This window comes from Anaerotruncus sp., assembly GCF_057433415.1.
This window is the reverse complement of sequence record NZ_DBMDHH010000064.1, coordinates 1-13,156: the sequence shown is the minus strand read 5'-3', so window position 1 is coordinate 13,156 and position 13,156 is coordinate 1. Positions and strand designations below refer to the sequence as shown.

Genomic DNA, 13,156 nt, shown 5'->3' with positions numbered 1-13,156 from the left:
CTCGTGCCCTTCTTTGGTTCCTTTCTTGGGCAAGCAAGAAAGGAACTCGCTGTCGGTCGACTACCGACAAACTCCACCGCTCGATGAGCGCTATGCCTAAGGACCGCCGTCGGCCGACTACCGACAAACTCCGCCGCTCGATGAGCGGTATGCCTAAGAACCGCTGTCGGTCGTCGGTCGACTACCGACAAACTCCGCCGCTCACTGAGCGGCATACCCAAGGGAGGCCCCGCCAATGGATCAGCTGATAAAGTGCATGGAATCCCATGGCATGGACCAGTGGGGCGTCTGCCGGTTTGAGGATGCGCTGCCGCTTTTGGAGGTGCGCGCAAAACGCCGCCTGCCCGAGAGGGCAAAAAGCATCATAGTTATACTATTTGGATATTACATCGGAGAGTATCCCGATAGAAATATATCGCGCTACGCGCTTATGGATGATTACCATACGGTTATCCGGGCAACGCTGGAGGAGCTGGCAAAGGAACTGCAAAATATGTATAACGGAGATGTGTTTATACCATTTGTAGATAGCTCGCCGGTGGCGGAAGTGCGCGCCGCCAGCCTCGCGGGGCTGGGGGATATCGGCATGAACGGCCAGCTGTTGAATGAAACCTACGGAAGTTATTGCTTTATCGGCGAAATCGTCACGACGGCGGATTTTCCGGCCGCGGGGCGTAAAGCAAACCCCCTTTGCACCCACTGCGGCCGGTGCGCCGCGGCCTGCCCGACGGGCGCGCTGTCCCAGGAGGGCTTCGACCGGGAAAAATGCCGCTCCCATATCACCCAGAAAAAGGGGGAGCTGACCGAATGGGAGCGGGAACAGATCCGGGCGGGCGGCTTCGTGTGGGGGTGCGACCGGTGCACCGACGCCTGCCCGGTCAACCGGAACGCGCGGAGAAGCCCTGTCGCGGCGTTTCAACGGGATATCGCGCCGGTCGTCGGGGAAGATAATCTTGGAAAACTCTGCGAGAGCAAGGCTTACGGCTGGCGCGGGGAAACGGTGCTGCGGCGCAACCTGCGGATTCTGCGCGGGGAGGAATGACGGCACCGGGAAAATATGCTATAATAAGCGCGGATATTTGCGCCGGCGTCCGGCCTGAGCGGACGCCAACAAGACAGAGGCCCGTGGGGGCCGTGGAAGGGACCGATGGAAGTGGAGATTTTAACGCCCGAACAGTATGGGGAGATGGAAGAATTCGTCTCGCGCCATCCGCAGGGGGGCTTTACCCAGAGCGTCAACTGGCAGAAGGTCAAGAACAACTGGGGGTATGAGGCGGTCGTCTCGCGCGGGGAGGACGGAGAGATCAAGGGCGCCGTATCGGTGCTCATCCAGAAGATCCCGCTTGTTGGGACCGCGTTTTTATATGCGCCGCGCGGGCCGGTCTGCGACCTGCACGACAAGGAGGTGCTCGCCGATTTGAAGGCGGGCGTAGACGTGCTGGCGAAGAAATATAACGCCCATACCTTTAAGATGGACCCCGATGTGCTGATGAGCGACACCGACTTTTTGGCGATCGCGAAGAGCATGGGCTTTACGCAGCAGTACGGCCCCGACGGGTTCGAGGGCATCCAGGCCCGGTTCAACTACCGGCTCTATCTCATGGGGCGCACCGAGGAGGAGCTGCTCGCGAACCTGACGCAGGGCACCCGCCGCAAGGTGCGCATCGCCATGCGCAACGGGGTGGAGGTGCGCCCGGTGGGGCCGGAATACCTCGACGAGTTTGTGCGCATCATGCGGGTGACGGGGGAGCGGGACGGCTTCAACGTGCGCCCGAAGGCGTATTTCGAGCGGATGCTCGAGGCGCTCGGCGAGCATGTGCGGCTCTATATGGGATTTTATGAGAACGCGCCCGTCTGCGGCGCCATCACCACCAATTACGCGGGCAAATGCTGCTATGTCTACGGCGCGTCCGACAACGTCCACCGCGACGTGATGCCCAATTATCTCATGCAGTGGGAAATGATCAAATGGGCGGTGGAAACGGGCTGCGAGGTCTACGACTTCCAGGGGGTCTCGGGGAATCTGGAGGAGGGAAGCCACATGTACGGGCTCTACCAGTTCAAACGCGGCTTCAACGGCCGGCTTGACGAGCTGGCCGGGGAGTTCGACTACGTGTACCGTCCGGTCAAGGCGCGGATGGTCGACCAGGCGATCGCGCTGAACGGCGCGCTCGGACAGCTCAAGAGGAAACTGAAGCACGAATGAAAACGCCGCTGCATGACGCCGTAAGGGATTACATCGAAAAGGACATGTCCCGTTTCCACATGCCCGGGCACAAGGGCGCGGGGACGGACGAATTTGCCGCGCTGCTGCCCTGGGACATCACCGAGGTGGAGGGCGCGGACAGCCTCTACCACGCGGAGGGGCCGCTTTTGGCGCTCGAGGAGCAGTTCGCGCGCCTCTACGGGACCCGGAGGACGCTGCTCTGCGCGGGCGGCGCGACGCTGTGCATCCAGACGATGCTCGCGCTCGCCTGCGGGACGGGCGCCGCCGTGGTCATGGGCCGCAACCTCCACCGCGCCGCGATCAACGCGGCGGCTCTGCTCGATCTCACCCCCGTGTGGGTCTACCCCGAACGGGACGCGGGGGCGTGGTTCACCGGACGGTATTCCCCGGCCGCGGTCGCCGCCGCGCTCGACGGGCATCCGGAGGCGAAGGCGGTCTATCTCACCTCGCCCGACTATTTCGGCGTGCTCAGCGATCTTGCGGGGATCGCGGAGGTCTGCCGCGCCCACGGGGTGCCGCTGCTCGTCGACAACGCGCACGGCGCGCACCTCAAGTTCCTGCCGGAACGGTACGGGAAGCCCCATCCCGCCGACTGCGGGGCGGCGCTCTGCTGCGACAGCCTGCACAAGACGATGCCCGCCATGACGGGTGGCGCGCTGCTGCACATCTGCGACGGGCGGTACGCCCCGGACGCCAAGCGGCTGATGTCGATGTTCGGCTCGACCAGCCCGAGCTATCCGATCCTGCTCTCCTGCGAGCGGGCCGCCGCCTACGCCGGGGAGGGCGCGGCCGAAGGGTTCGAGCGCGTCTCGCGTGCCTTCGACCGCGCGCGGCTGCTCGCGCTCCAAAAGGGGTTCGCGCTCCCGCAGGGGGCGGCCGACCCCGCCAAGCTTTCGCTCGGCTTTGCCGCGCGCGGCATGGACACGGCGGGATTCGGCGCGTGGCTGCGCGGGTTTTCCATCGAGCCGGAATATATCGGCGGCGCGGCGGGCGTTTTGATGGCCACGGGCCTCAACCGCGCCGAGGATTTCACGCGGCTGGAAACCGCCCTGGGGGCGCTCCCGCCCTCCGGCGCGTCCGCCCCCGCCCCGCCGCCCCCGCTCCCCCGGCTGGAGCAGGCGCTGTCGGTGCGCGAGGCGGCCTTTTCCACGCAGGAGCGCTGTCCGGTGGAAAACGCCGCCGGCCGCGTCGCCGCCGGGGAAATTTCCCCCTGCCCGCCCGGCATCCCCATCGTCATGCCCGGCGAGCGCATCGACGGCGCCGCCGTGGAGACGCTGAGGGGCTACGGGGTGACGGACGTCTTTGTGACACGGCTTTCTTGAAAGAAAGCCTGGCAAAGAACTTTTGGTTCAGGCGCGGCGCTTTCCTCCGCCGTTCGCTCGCGCCGTGTTGTAAATCCAAATGTTTTTGCCGGCTTTTTTCAAAAAGCCGCGGGTGAGCCGCCGGACGTTGTCCGGCGGCGAGGGCGGAGCCCTTTGCCCGGGCCCGCGGGCCCTGCTTCAGGCGTATTTTCTTTGCTTCTTTCTATTACAAGAAAAAAGAAAGAAGGAAACGGGGGGAAAAGCCCCGAATTTAACAGGTTCTTTTTGCCGCCGCGCAAAAAAAGATGGAATTTTGACAGCCGCTATGGTAAAATAAAATTGCACAAAGGCGTGCGCTGGTCCAAAATGTGAAGGGAATCAGGAGGGTGACTTATGAAGCTGATATTTGCGATCGTATCGAACGACGACAGCTCCAAGGTATCCAAGGAACTGACCAAGAACAGATTTTCCGTGACCAAGCTGGCTACCACGGGCGGATTCCTGATGGCGGGCAACACCACCTTCATCATCGGCACCGAGGATGAACGGGTGGACGAGGCGATCGAGATCATCGGGAAGCACTCGAAAAAGCGGACCCAGATGGTGCCCTCCTCCGCCTCCTACGGAGTGGGGATGTACACCTCCTTCCCGGTGGAAGTCCAGGTGGGCGGCGCGACGATCTTTGTAATGAACGTGGAAAGATTCGAGAAGCTGTAAATGCCCGAACTGCTCTACAACCGAAAAGCAAACGCCACGCTCGCCAACCTTGCCGCTGGCGGGCGTTTTCCCCATACCCTGCTCATCGAGGGCCCGGAGGGCAGCGGCAAAAAGACCGCCGCCTGGCAGGCCGCGAAAACGCTGCTTTGCGAGGGGGAGCCGAAGCCCTGCGGGCGCTGCTCCCACTGCGTCAAGGCGGACAAGCGCGTCCACCCCGACGTGCGGTATTACACCGTGCCGGAGGGGAAGAAGGAATTCCCCGTCGAGACGGTGCGGGAGATCCGGCAGGACGCGTACATCGCGCCCAACGAGGGCGCGCGCAAAATTTACCTGATCGACCGGGCGCACGCGATGAACGCCGCGGCGCAGAACGCGCTGCTGAAGATCATCGAGGAGCCGCCCGATTTTGTGAATTTCCTGCTGCTCTGTGAAAACCGTTCGCGGATGCTGCCGACCATCCTCTCCCGCGCGATCAGCGTGGAATTGGAGGTGCCGTCGGTGGAGGAATGCGCGGCCGCGCTGGAAGCCCTCGCCCCCGGCCGGTCCGCGCAGGAGCGGCAGGCCGCGGCGGCGGGCGCGGGCGGCAACATCGGCAGGGCGCTCGGGCTGCTCGGCTCGGCCAAGCCCTCCAAATCGGCGGCCGACGCCAAAAAGCTCCGCGAGGAGCTGATCTACGGCGAACGCTATGCCTGCCTGCGGGTGCTCGCCGGGTACGACAGGGACCGCGACGGCCTTGGGCAGACCCTTTCGCTGCTGCGGGAGGGGTTCGCGCAGGCGGCCGTCGGCCGGGAGGCGGACGAGAGGCTTTGCAACCGGGTGACGGTCATGCAGCTGGTCGGCGCGGCGGATGCCGTTGAACGCGCGCTGCTGCGCGCGGGACGCAACGTGAGCATCCCGCTGCTGTCGGCCTGCATGGTCGAGGAGGTCAAGGCCGCGCTCGCCGGATAGCGGGTGCGGGACGGCCCGGCGGCCGGTGTACTGATGGAACGAAAATACGGGGTGAGCTTTTTATGGGGGAACCCGTCGCCGCGGAAGTACCGGCGCCGCCAATGCCCCACAACCCCATAAGCGGAAACGTTAAAACCAATTGGAGGAACACAATGGCTGAAATCATAGGCGTGAGATTCAAAAGCGTTGGGAAGGTCTATTACTTCGACCCGGGCGAGCTTCGGGTGGAAAAGGGCGCGCGGGTGATCGTCGAGACGGCGCGCGGGGTGGAGTGCGGCGAGGTCGCGATGGGAAACCGCCAGATCGAGGACCAGAAGCTCTCCAAGCCCCTCAAGAAGGTGATGCGCCTCGCCTCGCCCGAGGACCTCAAAAAGGTGCACGACAACGCCGCGAAGGAGAAGCAGGCCTTCAAGGTGTGCGAGGAGAAGATCGCCAAGCACAAGCTCAATATGAAGCTGGTCGACGTGGAATTCACCTTCGACAACAATAAGATCCTCTTCTATTTCACCGCCGACGGCCGGGTGGATTTCCGCGAGCTGGTCAAGGACCTCGCGTCGGTCTTCCGCACCCGCATCGAGCTGTGGCAGATCGGCGTGCGCGACGAGGCCAAGATGCTCGGGGGGCTGGGCATCTGTGGGCGGCCCTTCTGCTGCTCGACCTTTTTGGGCGAGTTCCAGCCGGTTTCCATCAAGATGGCGAAGGAACAGGGCCTCTCCCTCAACCCGACCAAGATCTCCGGCACCTGCGGAAGGCTGATGTGCTGCCTCAAATATGAGCAGGCCGCCTACGACGACCTGCTGCGCACCACCCCCAAGGCGGGCACGCCGGTGCGCACCAAAGACGGCCGCGGCACGGTGGTGGAGGTGAACCTGCTGACCGGCATGCTGAAGGTCGCTCCGGAAAAGGATTCCGCCGCCGCGAAGTTCTATCCCAAGAGCGAGGTGCGCCCCATCCGCGAGGGCCGCGGAGAGGGCCGGCAGGAAAGCCGCGCCGAGGGCAGGGGAGCCGGACGCGGAGAGGCCGCGCCGGAGGAGCCGCAGGAGGAAAAATAGGGGAATTTTGACGATTCCCCCAAAAACTTTACTTGCTTTTTTGCGCGTCTGTGGTAGAATAAGTCTATGATATCGCATAGCGGTATCGGGAGAAAAGTATTTCAATTTGGAGGTGTTCCCCATGGCATATGTGATCAGCGGCGACTGCATTTCGTGCGGCAACTGCAAGGAGACCTGCCCCGTCGGCGCGATTTCCGAAGGCGACGGCAAGTATGAGATCGACCCCGCGTCCTGCATCGAGTGCGGCGCCTGTGCGGCCGACTGCCCTGTCGAGGCCATCAAGCCCGAATAAGCGACAGTAACGTACATAAAGAAAAGCCTTCGCCGCAAAGCGAAGGCTTTTCTTTTCGAAGGGGGGGATACGCATGCCGGTAAGAATGATTCACACCGTTTCGCGCGCGGAGCCCTACGTCTTTCAGCCCGCGGTCATGGCCGCGCTGGCGGTGCTGGCGGTCGCGCTTTTGCTGCGCGAGGGTCGCTGGCTGGAGGGGCGCGCGCTCATGAAGAAGCGCCCCTGGCAAAATTGGTTTCTGGTGGCGGAGGCCGCGGTTGACGCAGCCTTCTTCCTGGTGGCGTTCGGCATTTTCCTTTTGGGCAGCACGCTCATCGGCTGGGAGGGCATGCCCTCCCAGCTCATCAGCGAGGCGCTGGGCCTGCTGCTCGGCGGGCTGGCGATCAAGGGTGCGCTGCTCTACTGCCTGCTGCGTACCCGGCGCGCGGGCCTGGTCTTCGCCCTCCTCAGCGGGCCGATCGCCCTGCCCTGGCTGCTGGCGCTTGTCACGCCGGCCCCCCTGCTGATGCCGGTGCGGGCGGCCTACGTGATCTTTCAATACTACTGCGTCCTCTGCCGCGGCAACCGCCTCTACAGCTGGCCGCCGATGCTGCCGGGGGGCAGTCCCGAGCTGAGCGGGCTCTCCGCGCGCTTCAACCGCTACGACGGCCTGCGCGCCGCGGTCGTGCCGCCGGTGATCGGGGGCCCGGACCCGGCGGCGATCATCCCGCCGCCCGCCGAACGGGAGCTGACGGCGGAGGAGGCGCTTGAGGCGGCGCGCCTTTCGGCGGCGGAGCCTCCGCCGCCGGAGCCGTCCGACGAGCCCTACGACCCCGGGACCGACCCGGAGCCGATCCTGGTGATGGGCCCGCTGGACGACGCCGAACGCCCCATCCTTCCGGAGGAGCGGGCGCTCTGGGCGCGCTACCGCGCGCATGAGACGCTCGAGCCGTGCGCGGTCACCGCCCTGCTGGAGCCGGACGCCCTGCCGGAGACGGTCCCGGACGATCTGCTCGCGGGCAGCGGACTTCCGCGCTTTCTGCGGGACGACGCGCGCCTGCGAAAGCTCGTCCGCCGCTGCTGGCGGGAGGCGCTCGCCGACCTGCGGGGCTACGCGGAGCCGCCGCGCGGCGGGACGGCTGCGGGCGAGACCCGCTTAAGCGGGAAGAACCGGGCGTGGCTGGTGCTGCGCCTGCGGGAAAACCCCGTCCCGCCCCACCGGGCGGAGGCGGAACTCCATCTCAACGAATAGGGGGAAGGCGCTTGGAGGGCCATTATGAGGAGCTGGGCGGCGGAATCCGACTGTGGGTGACGCCCGCGCACAAGTTCGGCGCCGACGCCTTTCTGCTCGCCGACTTCGCCTCCCCGCGCGCGGGGGACCGCGCGGCCGACCTGGGGAGCGGGTGCGGCATTGTGCCCGCGCTCTGGTTCCGCGGCCCGGAGCCCGCCCCGCGCGAGGCCGTCGCGGTGGAAATCCAGGAGGCGGCCTGCGCCCAGATGGCGCGCTCCCTCGCGGAGGGGAACCTGCCCGCCGGGCGGTTCGTTCCGCTCTGCGCCGACCTGCGGGAGCTGCGCGGGCGGCTCCCCGCGGGGGGATTCGACCTCGTGACCTGCAACCCGCCCTACACCGGGCCGGGAGGCGGGCTGCTGAGCGCCGACCCGGCCGGGCGGATCGCCCGGCACGAGACGGCCTGCACCCTCGCGGACGTGTCCGCCGCCGCGCGGTACCTGCTGCGGTACGGCGGGCGGTTCTGCCTCTGCCACCGCCCCGAGCGGCTGGCCGATGTGATCTGTGCCCTGCGGGAGGCGGGGCTCGAGCCCAAGCGGCTGCGGCTGGTGCAGCAGCGGCCGGCCAGCGCGCCCTGGCTCCTGCTGGCGGAGGGGCGGCGGGGCGGAAAGCCGGGGCTGCGGGTGGAGCCGCCCCTCATCGTCGAGGGGGAGGGGGGCTTTTCCCCCGAGATGCTGCGCGTCTACCGGAAGAAAGAAAACAAAAAGGAGGGCGGAAGATGAGCGGGAAGCTCTATGTCGTGGGCACGCCGATCGGCAATCTGGGGGACTTTTCCCCGCGCGCGCTCGAGACGCTCCAAAACTGCTCGTTTATCGCGGCGGAGGACACGCGGGTGACGCTGAAGCTGCTCAACCGCTTTGAGATCAAAAAGCCGCTGGTCAGCTACTATGAGCACAACATCCGCGAGCGGGGGCAGGAGATCCTCGCGCGGATTTTAGCGGGGGAGGACTGCGCGGTCGTGACCGACGCGGGCATGCCCTGCATCTCCGACCCGGGCGAGGACCTCGTGCGGCTGTGCGCGGAAAACGGTGTCGAGACGGTCGTGGTGCCGGGGCCGAGCGCGGCGGTGTCCGCGCTGGCGGTGTCGGGGCTCCCGACGGCGCGGTTCTCCTTTGAGGGCTTTCTCAGCGTCAAGCGCACCAGCCGGATGGAGCATCTGGAGGCGGTGCGGGAGGACCCGCGCACCCTCATCTTCTACGAGGCGCCCCACAAGCTCGTTTCGACGCTCGCCGACATGCTCGAGGCGTTCGGCGACCGGCGGATCGCGCTGGCGCGGGAACTGACGAAGGTGCACGAGGAGGTGCGGCGCACCACCCTGGCCGGCGCGGCGGCCCACTACGCCGAGAATCCGCCGCGCGGGGAGTTCGTCCTCATCGTCGAGGGCGCGCCGCCCAAAAAAACAGAGCCTCCCGATTTCCGGGAGGCTGTGGAGCTGACGCTCGGGCTGGCCGCGCAGGGGGCCTCCCTGTCGGAGGCCGCGAAGGAGGCCGCCCGGCGCACGGGCTATAAGAAAGGAGAGCTTTATAAGGCCGCGCTGAAGGAGTGACGCGGCTATGTAGGGGCTTTTGGAGCGCTGCAAAGAACAGAAAGCCTAGAGGAGCAGGTAGGCGAGCGCCATGAGCAGGGCGTTATCCGCCTTTTCGTTGTAGAGCAGGAAGAGCAGCCCGAGGATGAGCAGCGTCTCGGTGTCGATGCCGAGCTTGTCGATCAGCCCGCTGATCGGGTCGGTCGGCTGCTGCGTTTGCTGGGCGGGCTGCTGGGGAACCACATGCGATTCCGCCTCGATGACCCCGCCCTCCGTGACCTGCGCGGGCCCGCCCATCGCCTGCCCCTGAGAGAAGGAGATTTCGGGCGTCGGGTCGAACAGAATCGGCTCCGGCTCCTCGGTTACCGGCTGCATGGCCGATGGAGGCACGTCGATGAACTGCTGCGTGGCGGCCTGGCTGCGCGCCTGAAATTCATGGACGCGGTTGATCGCCTCCTGCTGCATGCGGATCATGTCCTCTTCGGTATAGGTTTTGGTGCTGTTCCATCGCATCATCGTTTACCACCGCCTGAAAAGAGATTTCCGAGGCTGCCGAGCAGCCCGCTGTCGCGCACGGCCGGCCAGGCGTGCATCAGCCGCATCAGCCGGACCGCCCCGTCGATTTTGCCCGCCCGTTCGGGCGAAAAATGTGGTTTGAGCGCCTGCAGAAGATCGATGTTTTTATCCGGCTGGTTCATGGTGCCGAGCACGCCCGCAAGCTTGCCGATCGAGCCGAGGTCGGGCATCCCGCCTCCCGCGGCGCCGCCCGCGTTCTGGCCGCCGCCCCCCAGCATACCCAGGATGGAGGAGAGCGCCGCGGGGTCGAAGCCGCCGCCGGCGCCGCCTCCCGCGGAGGGCGCGGCGCCCGCGTTTCCGCCGGCGGGCGGGGCGCCGCTTCCGGCATTGCCGCCCCCCTGGAGTCCCTGGAGCAGGGAGGCGATCGCGGCGGGGCTGGGGCCGTTCCCGGCTCCGCTCGCGCCTCCGCCGGCGGGCGGGGCGTTCCCCGCGTTCCCGGACCCCTGGAGGTTTTGCAGGAGGGAAGCGATCGCGGAGGGGTCGAAGCCGCCCGGCGCGGCGCTTCCGCCGTCCGGCTGCCCGGAGGGCGCCGCGGCGCCGCCGGGGGAGAGCCCGATCGACTGGGCGACCTGCCGGAGCTGTTCCATTTTGCCCGGGTCGCCCAATATCGAAGTGAGCATCGAATTCAGGTCATCCATGCAATCCCCCTCTTCGCGTGTGGCGTTCACAGGCCCGCGCGGCGCGCGGGCCTGTGAACGACGGAATGCCTTTTACTGCCTGCCCATCAGGCCGCGCAGCAGCTGTTGGACCTTGGGGTTTCCCAGGAACTGCTGGACCGCCGCCGGATTATTCATAAATCCCTGGATCTGGGCCCTCTGCGCGGGGCTGAGCCCGCCGAGGATGCCGTCCATCTGACCGCTCTGCATCTGCTCGCGGAGCTTTTCCGGGTCCTTGCCCATCTTTTTGCCCGCCAGGGCAAGCAGGGAATCCATCTGGTCGGGAGAAATGTTGAAATTGTTTGCCAATCGGTTCACCGCCTGTTTTCTTTCGTTCATTTATATGTTATATTAATAGCAGATATTCAGAAAAGTGTGACACCCGGCCCGCGGCAAAGCGCATGCAACCACCGAAATTTTTCGTTTGCGCGCGTTTTTCCGAAGGCCGGTTTTTCTCCGGAAAAGACCGGTATTCCGGCGCGTACGCGCCGTCTTGGAAAGGATGGGCCGGTTCCCATGCGATTGATCGTAACGTCCGACACCCATCGCGATTTTCATTCCCTGCGCAGGCTGGTCGAAATGCACCGCGCTTCCGCCGATATCTTCATCCACCTCGGCGACGGCGCGCAGGAGCTGGAACAGGCGATCGCGCTCTACCCCGATTGCAAATGGCTCAGCGTGCGGGGCAACTGCGATTTTGGGACAAGCGCCACGCTGGCGGGCTGCTTTTCCTGCGGACCCGCGAAAATCTTTTATACCCACGGCCATATGTACAGCGTCAAATACGGCCTCGACGATCTGGTCGCCGCCGCCGCGGATATCGAGGCGAACGTTGTGCTCTTCGGGCACACCCACGTGCCCTTTGTGGGCTACCAGAGGGGGATGCACCTGCTCAATCCCGGCAGCCTCGGCCTGCCGCGCGACGGCAAAAGCACCTATGGGGTGGTCGACGTCACGGAAACCGACATCGTGTGCTTCATCAACGAGCTGGACAACCGGCGCAAATAAAAACAGGAGCCCCCGGCAGCGGCCGGGGGCTCCTGTTCCATTTTATGACGCCGATCAGCGGGCCGAACGGCTATTTTTTGTCCTCCGTCTCGATACCCATCTTGCGGGAAAGCTCCCGTACCGCGGAGTTGGCGCAGACCACCAGGATTTTGTCCCCGGAAAAGATCTGCGTGTTGCCGCGCGGGATGATGAGCCGCCCATCGCGGGAGACGGACACGATGACCGATTCCTCCGGCAGCCGCAGCTCGGACAGCGTGATGCCGTTGAGGCGGTACTTGGGCGGGATCTGCAATTCCGAGAGGGACGCCTCGCCGCGCGCGAGCGGCATGAGCTGCTTGATGGCGGCGGTATCCACCTCCCGCTCGAGCAGGCGGGCGATGTTGTCGGTCGAGGAGATGGGGATGTCCACGCCGAGCTGCTTCATGACCGCCGCGTTTTTGGGATTGTTGATGCGCGCCACGGTGCGTTCCACCTGGAACACCTTTTTGGCCAGCTGGCAGGAGACCAGATTGTCCTGGTCCTGCCCGGTCACGGCGATCAGCGCGTCCGCGCCCTTGGCGCCCGCGCTTTCCAGCACGTCGATCATGCTCCCGTCCCCGCAGATGACCGGCACGTCCAGTTCGTCCGCAATGCGGGTGCACGCCTCCCGGTCCGTTTCAACCAGATGGGGCTCGTGCCCATGCTCCAGCAGCGTCTTGGTCAGGTAGTAGCCCACCTTGCCGCCGCCCACAACAACGATTCGCATCTTCCATGCACCTTTCCTAGATGATTTTCCGCCCGGCGGGCGGTTTTGGATTTGCCGCGCTGTGCCCGGCGGGGCTTTTTTCGCGCCCCTTCGGGGCGCTCCAGATGTGCCGCCTTCGGCGGCGGAGATTGCCGGGACCCGCCCCGGCGGGCGGTTTTGGATTTGCCGCGCTGCGCCCGGCAAGCCTTTTACGCGCCCCTCCGGGGCGCTTTAGATGTGCCGCCTTCGGCGGCATAAATCGCCGGGTCCCGCCCCGGCAGGCGGGCCGACTTCTTGCACGCCCAAGAAGTCGGCGGAAGAAGGGCGCTCAAGGGGACTTCCGCCAGTCCCCTTGAGAAACCCCCGGGAGTACCTTGCCATAACCCGCAGACTACCGTCACTCCCCACGGGTACACCAGCTGAAGGCTCAATTCAGGTTGCGGGCGCTCCCAACAACGCACACCGGATGGCTCGCCGGGGACACATGGCGGAAAACAACGCCCGTTCCGGGCGTTCGCGCGCTCCGCGCGCGTGCGCGGCGAAGCCGCGCAGTTTTCCGCCTCCCCGTGGGCGCTGCGCGCCACGCAAAAGCGGCCGTGCCTCCCCGGAAGCACTCCCGGTACGGTTCCGGAGACTCTCGGGCAGAGGCATTGCGCCCGCGGCGCGGCGGCGGGCGGGATGCTGTAGGCTCGTTCGCTCATCCGTGACAGGGCGCCGCCGACTTTGGCCGAAGGCCAACCGGAGGCGGCGTGGGGGTCGCAGGGGATTTGGCCGCAGGCCATCCTGATAGAGAATCCGGCCCGCAGGGCCGGGTCCGCGCAGCGGACTCAAGCCGGGGCCGCGGGGCGGAGCGCCCGCGAGCG

15 protein-coding genes are annotated in these 13,156 nt (G+C 65.7%); 11 read left to right on the top strand and 4 right to left on the bottom strand.

What is annotated here, in order from left to right; genetic code table 11:
• Positions 1 to 235 precede the first annotated feature (235 nt).
• From ACZO3G_RS13115 to rsmI, 10 genes are all read left to right on the top strand, one after another.
• Positions 236 to 1,042 (top strand): epoxyqueuosine reductase, encoded by an 807-nt coding sequence (locus tag ACZO3G_RS13115; protein WP_276873115.1) that lies wholly within the window; start codon positions 236 to 238, stop codon positions 1,040 to 1,042.
• A 105-nt stretch (positions 1,043 to 1,147) separates the two neighbouring features.
• On the top strand, positions 1,148 to 2,206 hold the full coding sequence (locus tag ACZO3G_RS13110; protein ID WP_276873113.1) for a lipid II:glycine glycyltransferase FemX: 1,059 nt from the start codon (positions 1,148 to 1,150) through the stop codon (positions 2,204 to 2,206).
• Complete coding sequence (locus tag ACZO3G_RS13105; protein ID WP_276873111.1) at positions 2,203 to 3,549, top strand: aminotransferase class I/II-fold pyridoxal phosphate-dependent enzyme; 1,347 nt, start codon at positions 2,203 to 2,205, stop codon at positions 3,547 to 3,549. The genes ACZO3G_RS13110 and ACZO3G_RS13105 overlap by 4 nt, the downstream gene beginning before the upstream one ends.
• A gap of 372 nt (positions 3,550 to 3,921) precedes the next feature.
• Positions 3,922 to 4,245, top strand: a complete 324-nt coding sequence (locus tag ACZO3G_RS13100; protein WP_101547913.1) for a cyclic-di-AMP receptor — start codon at positions 3,922 to 3,924, stop codon at positions 4,243 to 4,245.
• Positions 4,246 to 5,193: a hypothetical protein gene (locus tag ACZO3G_RS13095; protein ID WP_276873109.1), complete on the top strand. Its 948-nt coding sequence runs from the start codon at positions 4,246 to 4,248 to the stop codon at positions 5,191 to 5,193. It begins immediately after the preceding gene.
• 152 nt (positions 5,194 to 5,345) lie between these two features.
• Positions 5,346 to 6,245: a PSP1 domain-containing protein gene (locus ACZO3G_RS13090; protein WP_486847320.1), complete on the top strand. Its 900-nt coding sequence runs from the start codon at positions 5,346 to 5,348 to the stop codon at positions 6,243 to 6,245.
• A gap of 121 nt (positions 6,246 to 6,366) precedes the next feature.
• The gene (gene fdxA, locus ACZO3G_RS13085; RefSeq protein ID WP_101547919.1) at positions 6,367 to 6,537 is read left to right on the top strand and encodes a 4Fe-4S ferredoxin; all 171 of its coding nucleotides are present in this window, start codon (positions 6,367 to 6,369) and stop codon (positions 6,535 to 6,537) included.
• A 73-nt stretch (positions 6,538 to 6,610) separates the two neighbouring features.
• Complete coding sequence (locus ACZO3G_RS13080; RefSeq protein WP_276873101.1) at positions 6,611 to 7,768, top strand: hypothetical protein; 1,158 nt, start codon at positions 6,611 to 6,613, stop codon at positions 7,766 to 7,768.
• Positions 7,769 to 7,779: 11 nt separating this feature from the next.
• Positions 7,780 to 8,526 carry a tRNA1(Val) (adenine(37)-N6)-methyltransferase gene (locus ACZO3G_RS13075; protein ID WP_276873099.1) on the top strand — a complete coding sequence of 249 codons (747 nt, stop codon included), beginning with the start codon at positions 7,780 to 7,782 and terminating at the stop codon, positions 8,524 to 8,526.
• Positions 8,523 to 9,350 (top strand): 16S rRNA (cytidine(1402)-2'-O)-methyltransferase, encoded by an 828-nt coding sequence (gene rsmI, locus ACZO3G_RS13070; RefSeq protein ID WP_101548109.1) that lies wholly within the window; start codon positions 8,523 to 8,525, stop codon positions 9,348 to 9,350. The genes ACZO3G_RS13075 and rsmI overlap by 4 nt, the downstream gene beginning before the upstream one ends.
• Before the next feature lie 45 nt (positions 9,351 to 9,395).
• Here the strand turns inward: rsmI and ACZO3G_RS13065 are convergent, their stop codons facing one another.
• The 3 genes from ACZO3G_RS13065 to ACZO3G_RS13055 all read right to left on the bottom strand — a co-directional run bounded on the left by ACZO3G_RS13065 (position 9,396) and on the right by ACZO3G_RS13055 (position 10,870).
• Positions 9,396 to 9,845, bottom strand: a complete 450-nt coding sequence (locus tag ACZO3G_RS13065; protein WP_276873096.1) for a hypothetical protein — start codon at positions 9,843 to 9,845, stop codon at positions 9,396 to 9,398.
• Positions 9,842 to 10,543: a hypothetical protein gene (locus tag ACZO3G_RS13060; protein WP_277138711.1), complete on the bottom strand. Its 702-nt coding sequence runs from the start codon at positions 10,541 to 10,543 to the stop codon at positions 9,842 to 9,844. Before ACZO3G_RS13060 ends, ACZO3G_RS13065 begins: the two co-directional genes overlap by 4 nt.
• A gap of 72 nt (positions 10,544 to 10,615) precedes the next feature.
• Entirely contained in the window at positions 10,616 to 10,870 is a 255-nt protein-coding gene (locus ACZO3G_RS13055) for a hypothetical protein (protein ID WP_101548116.1), read from the bottom strand.
• A gap of 207 nt (positions 10,871 to 11,077) precedes the next feature.
• On the opposite strand from ACZO3G_RS13055, the gene ACZO3G_RS13050 reads away from it, so the two are divergent.
• Complete coding sequence (locus ACZO3G_RS13050; protein ID WP_101548118.1) at positions 11,078 to 11,569, top strand: metallophosphoesterase family protein; 492 nt, start codon at positions 11,078 to 11,080, stop codon at positions 11,567 to 11,569.
• A 70-nt stretch (positions 11,570 to 11,639) separates the two neighbouring features.
• On the opposite strand, the gene ACZO3G_RS13045 is transcribed toward ACZO3G_RS13050, so the two are convergent.
• Entirely contained in the window at positions 11,640 to 12,314 is a 675-nt protein-coding gene (locus ACZO3G_RS13045; protein ID WP_101548120.1) for a potassium channel family protein, read from the bottom strand.
• Between the last annotated feature and the right edge of the window lie 842 nt (positions 12,315 to 13,156).

What these genes read in the sequence shown, in the direction of transcription:
- ACZO3G_RS13115 (WP_276873115.1), top strand. Translation starts at nt 236, where the DNA reads ATGGATCAGCTGATAAAGTGCATGGAATCCCATGGCATGGACCAGTGG.
- ACZO3G_RS13110 (WP_276873113.1), top strand. Translation starts at nt 1,148, where the DNA reads ATGGAAGTGGAGATTTTAACGCCCGAACAGTATGGGGAGATGGAAGAA.
- ACZO3G_RS13105 (WP_276873111.1), top strand. Translation starts at nt 2,203, where the DNA reads ATGAAAACGCCGCTGCATGACGCCGTAAGGGATTACATCGAAAAGGAC.
- ACZO3G_RS13100 (WP_101547913.1), top strand. Translation starts at nt 3,922, where the DNA reads ATGAAGCTGATATTTGCGATCGTATCGAACGACGACAGCTCCAAGGTA.
- ACZO3G_RS13095 (WP_276873109.1), top strand. Translation starts at nt 4,246, where the DNA reads ATGCCCGAACTGCTCTACAACCGAAAAGCAAACGCCACGCTCGCCAAC.
- ACZO3G_RS13090 (WP_486847320.1), top strand. Translation starts at nt 5,346, where the DNA reads ATGGCTGAAATCATAGGCGTGAGATTCAAAAGCGTTGGGAAGGTCTAT.
- fdxA (WP_101547919.1), top strand. Translation starts at nt 6,367, where the DNA reads ATGGCATATGTGATCAGCGGCGACTGCATTTCGTGCGGCAACTGCAAG.
- ACZO3G_RS13080 (WP_276873101.1), top strand. Translation starts at nt 6,611, where the DNA reads ATGCCGGTAAGAATGATTCACACCGTTTCGCGCGCGGAGCCCTACGTC.
- rsmI (WP_101548109.1), top strand. Translation starts at nt 8,523, where the DNA reads ATGAGCGGGAAGCTCTATGTCGTGGGCACGCCGATCGGCAATCTGGGG.
- ACZO3G_RS13065 (WP_276873096.1), bottom strand. Translation starts at nt 9,845, where the DNA reads ATGATGCGATGGAACAGCACCAAAACCTATACCGAAGAGGACATGATC.
- ACZO3G_RS13060 (WP_277138711.1), bottom strand. Translation starts at nt 10,543, where the DNA reads ATGGATGACCTGAATTCGATGCTCACTTCGATATTGGGCGACCCGGGC.
- ACZO3G_RS13050 (WP_101548118.1), top strand. Translation starts at nt 11,078, where the DNA reads ATGCGATTGATCGTAACGTCCGACACCCATCGCGATTTTCATTCCCTG.
- ACZO3G_RS13045 (WP_101548120.1), bottom strand. Translation starts at nt 12,314, where the DNA reads ATGCGAATCGTTGTTGTGGGCGGCGGCAAGGTGGGCTACTACCTGACC.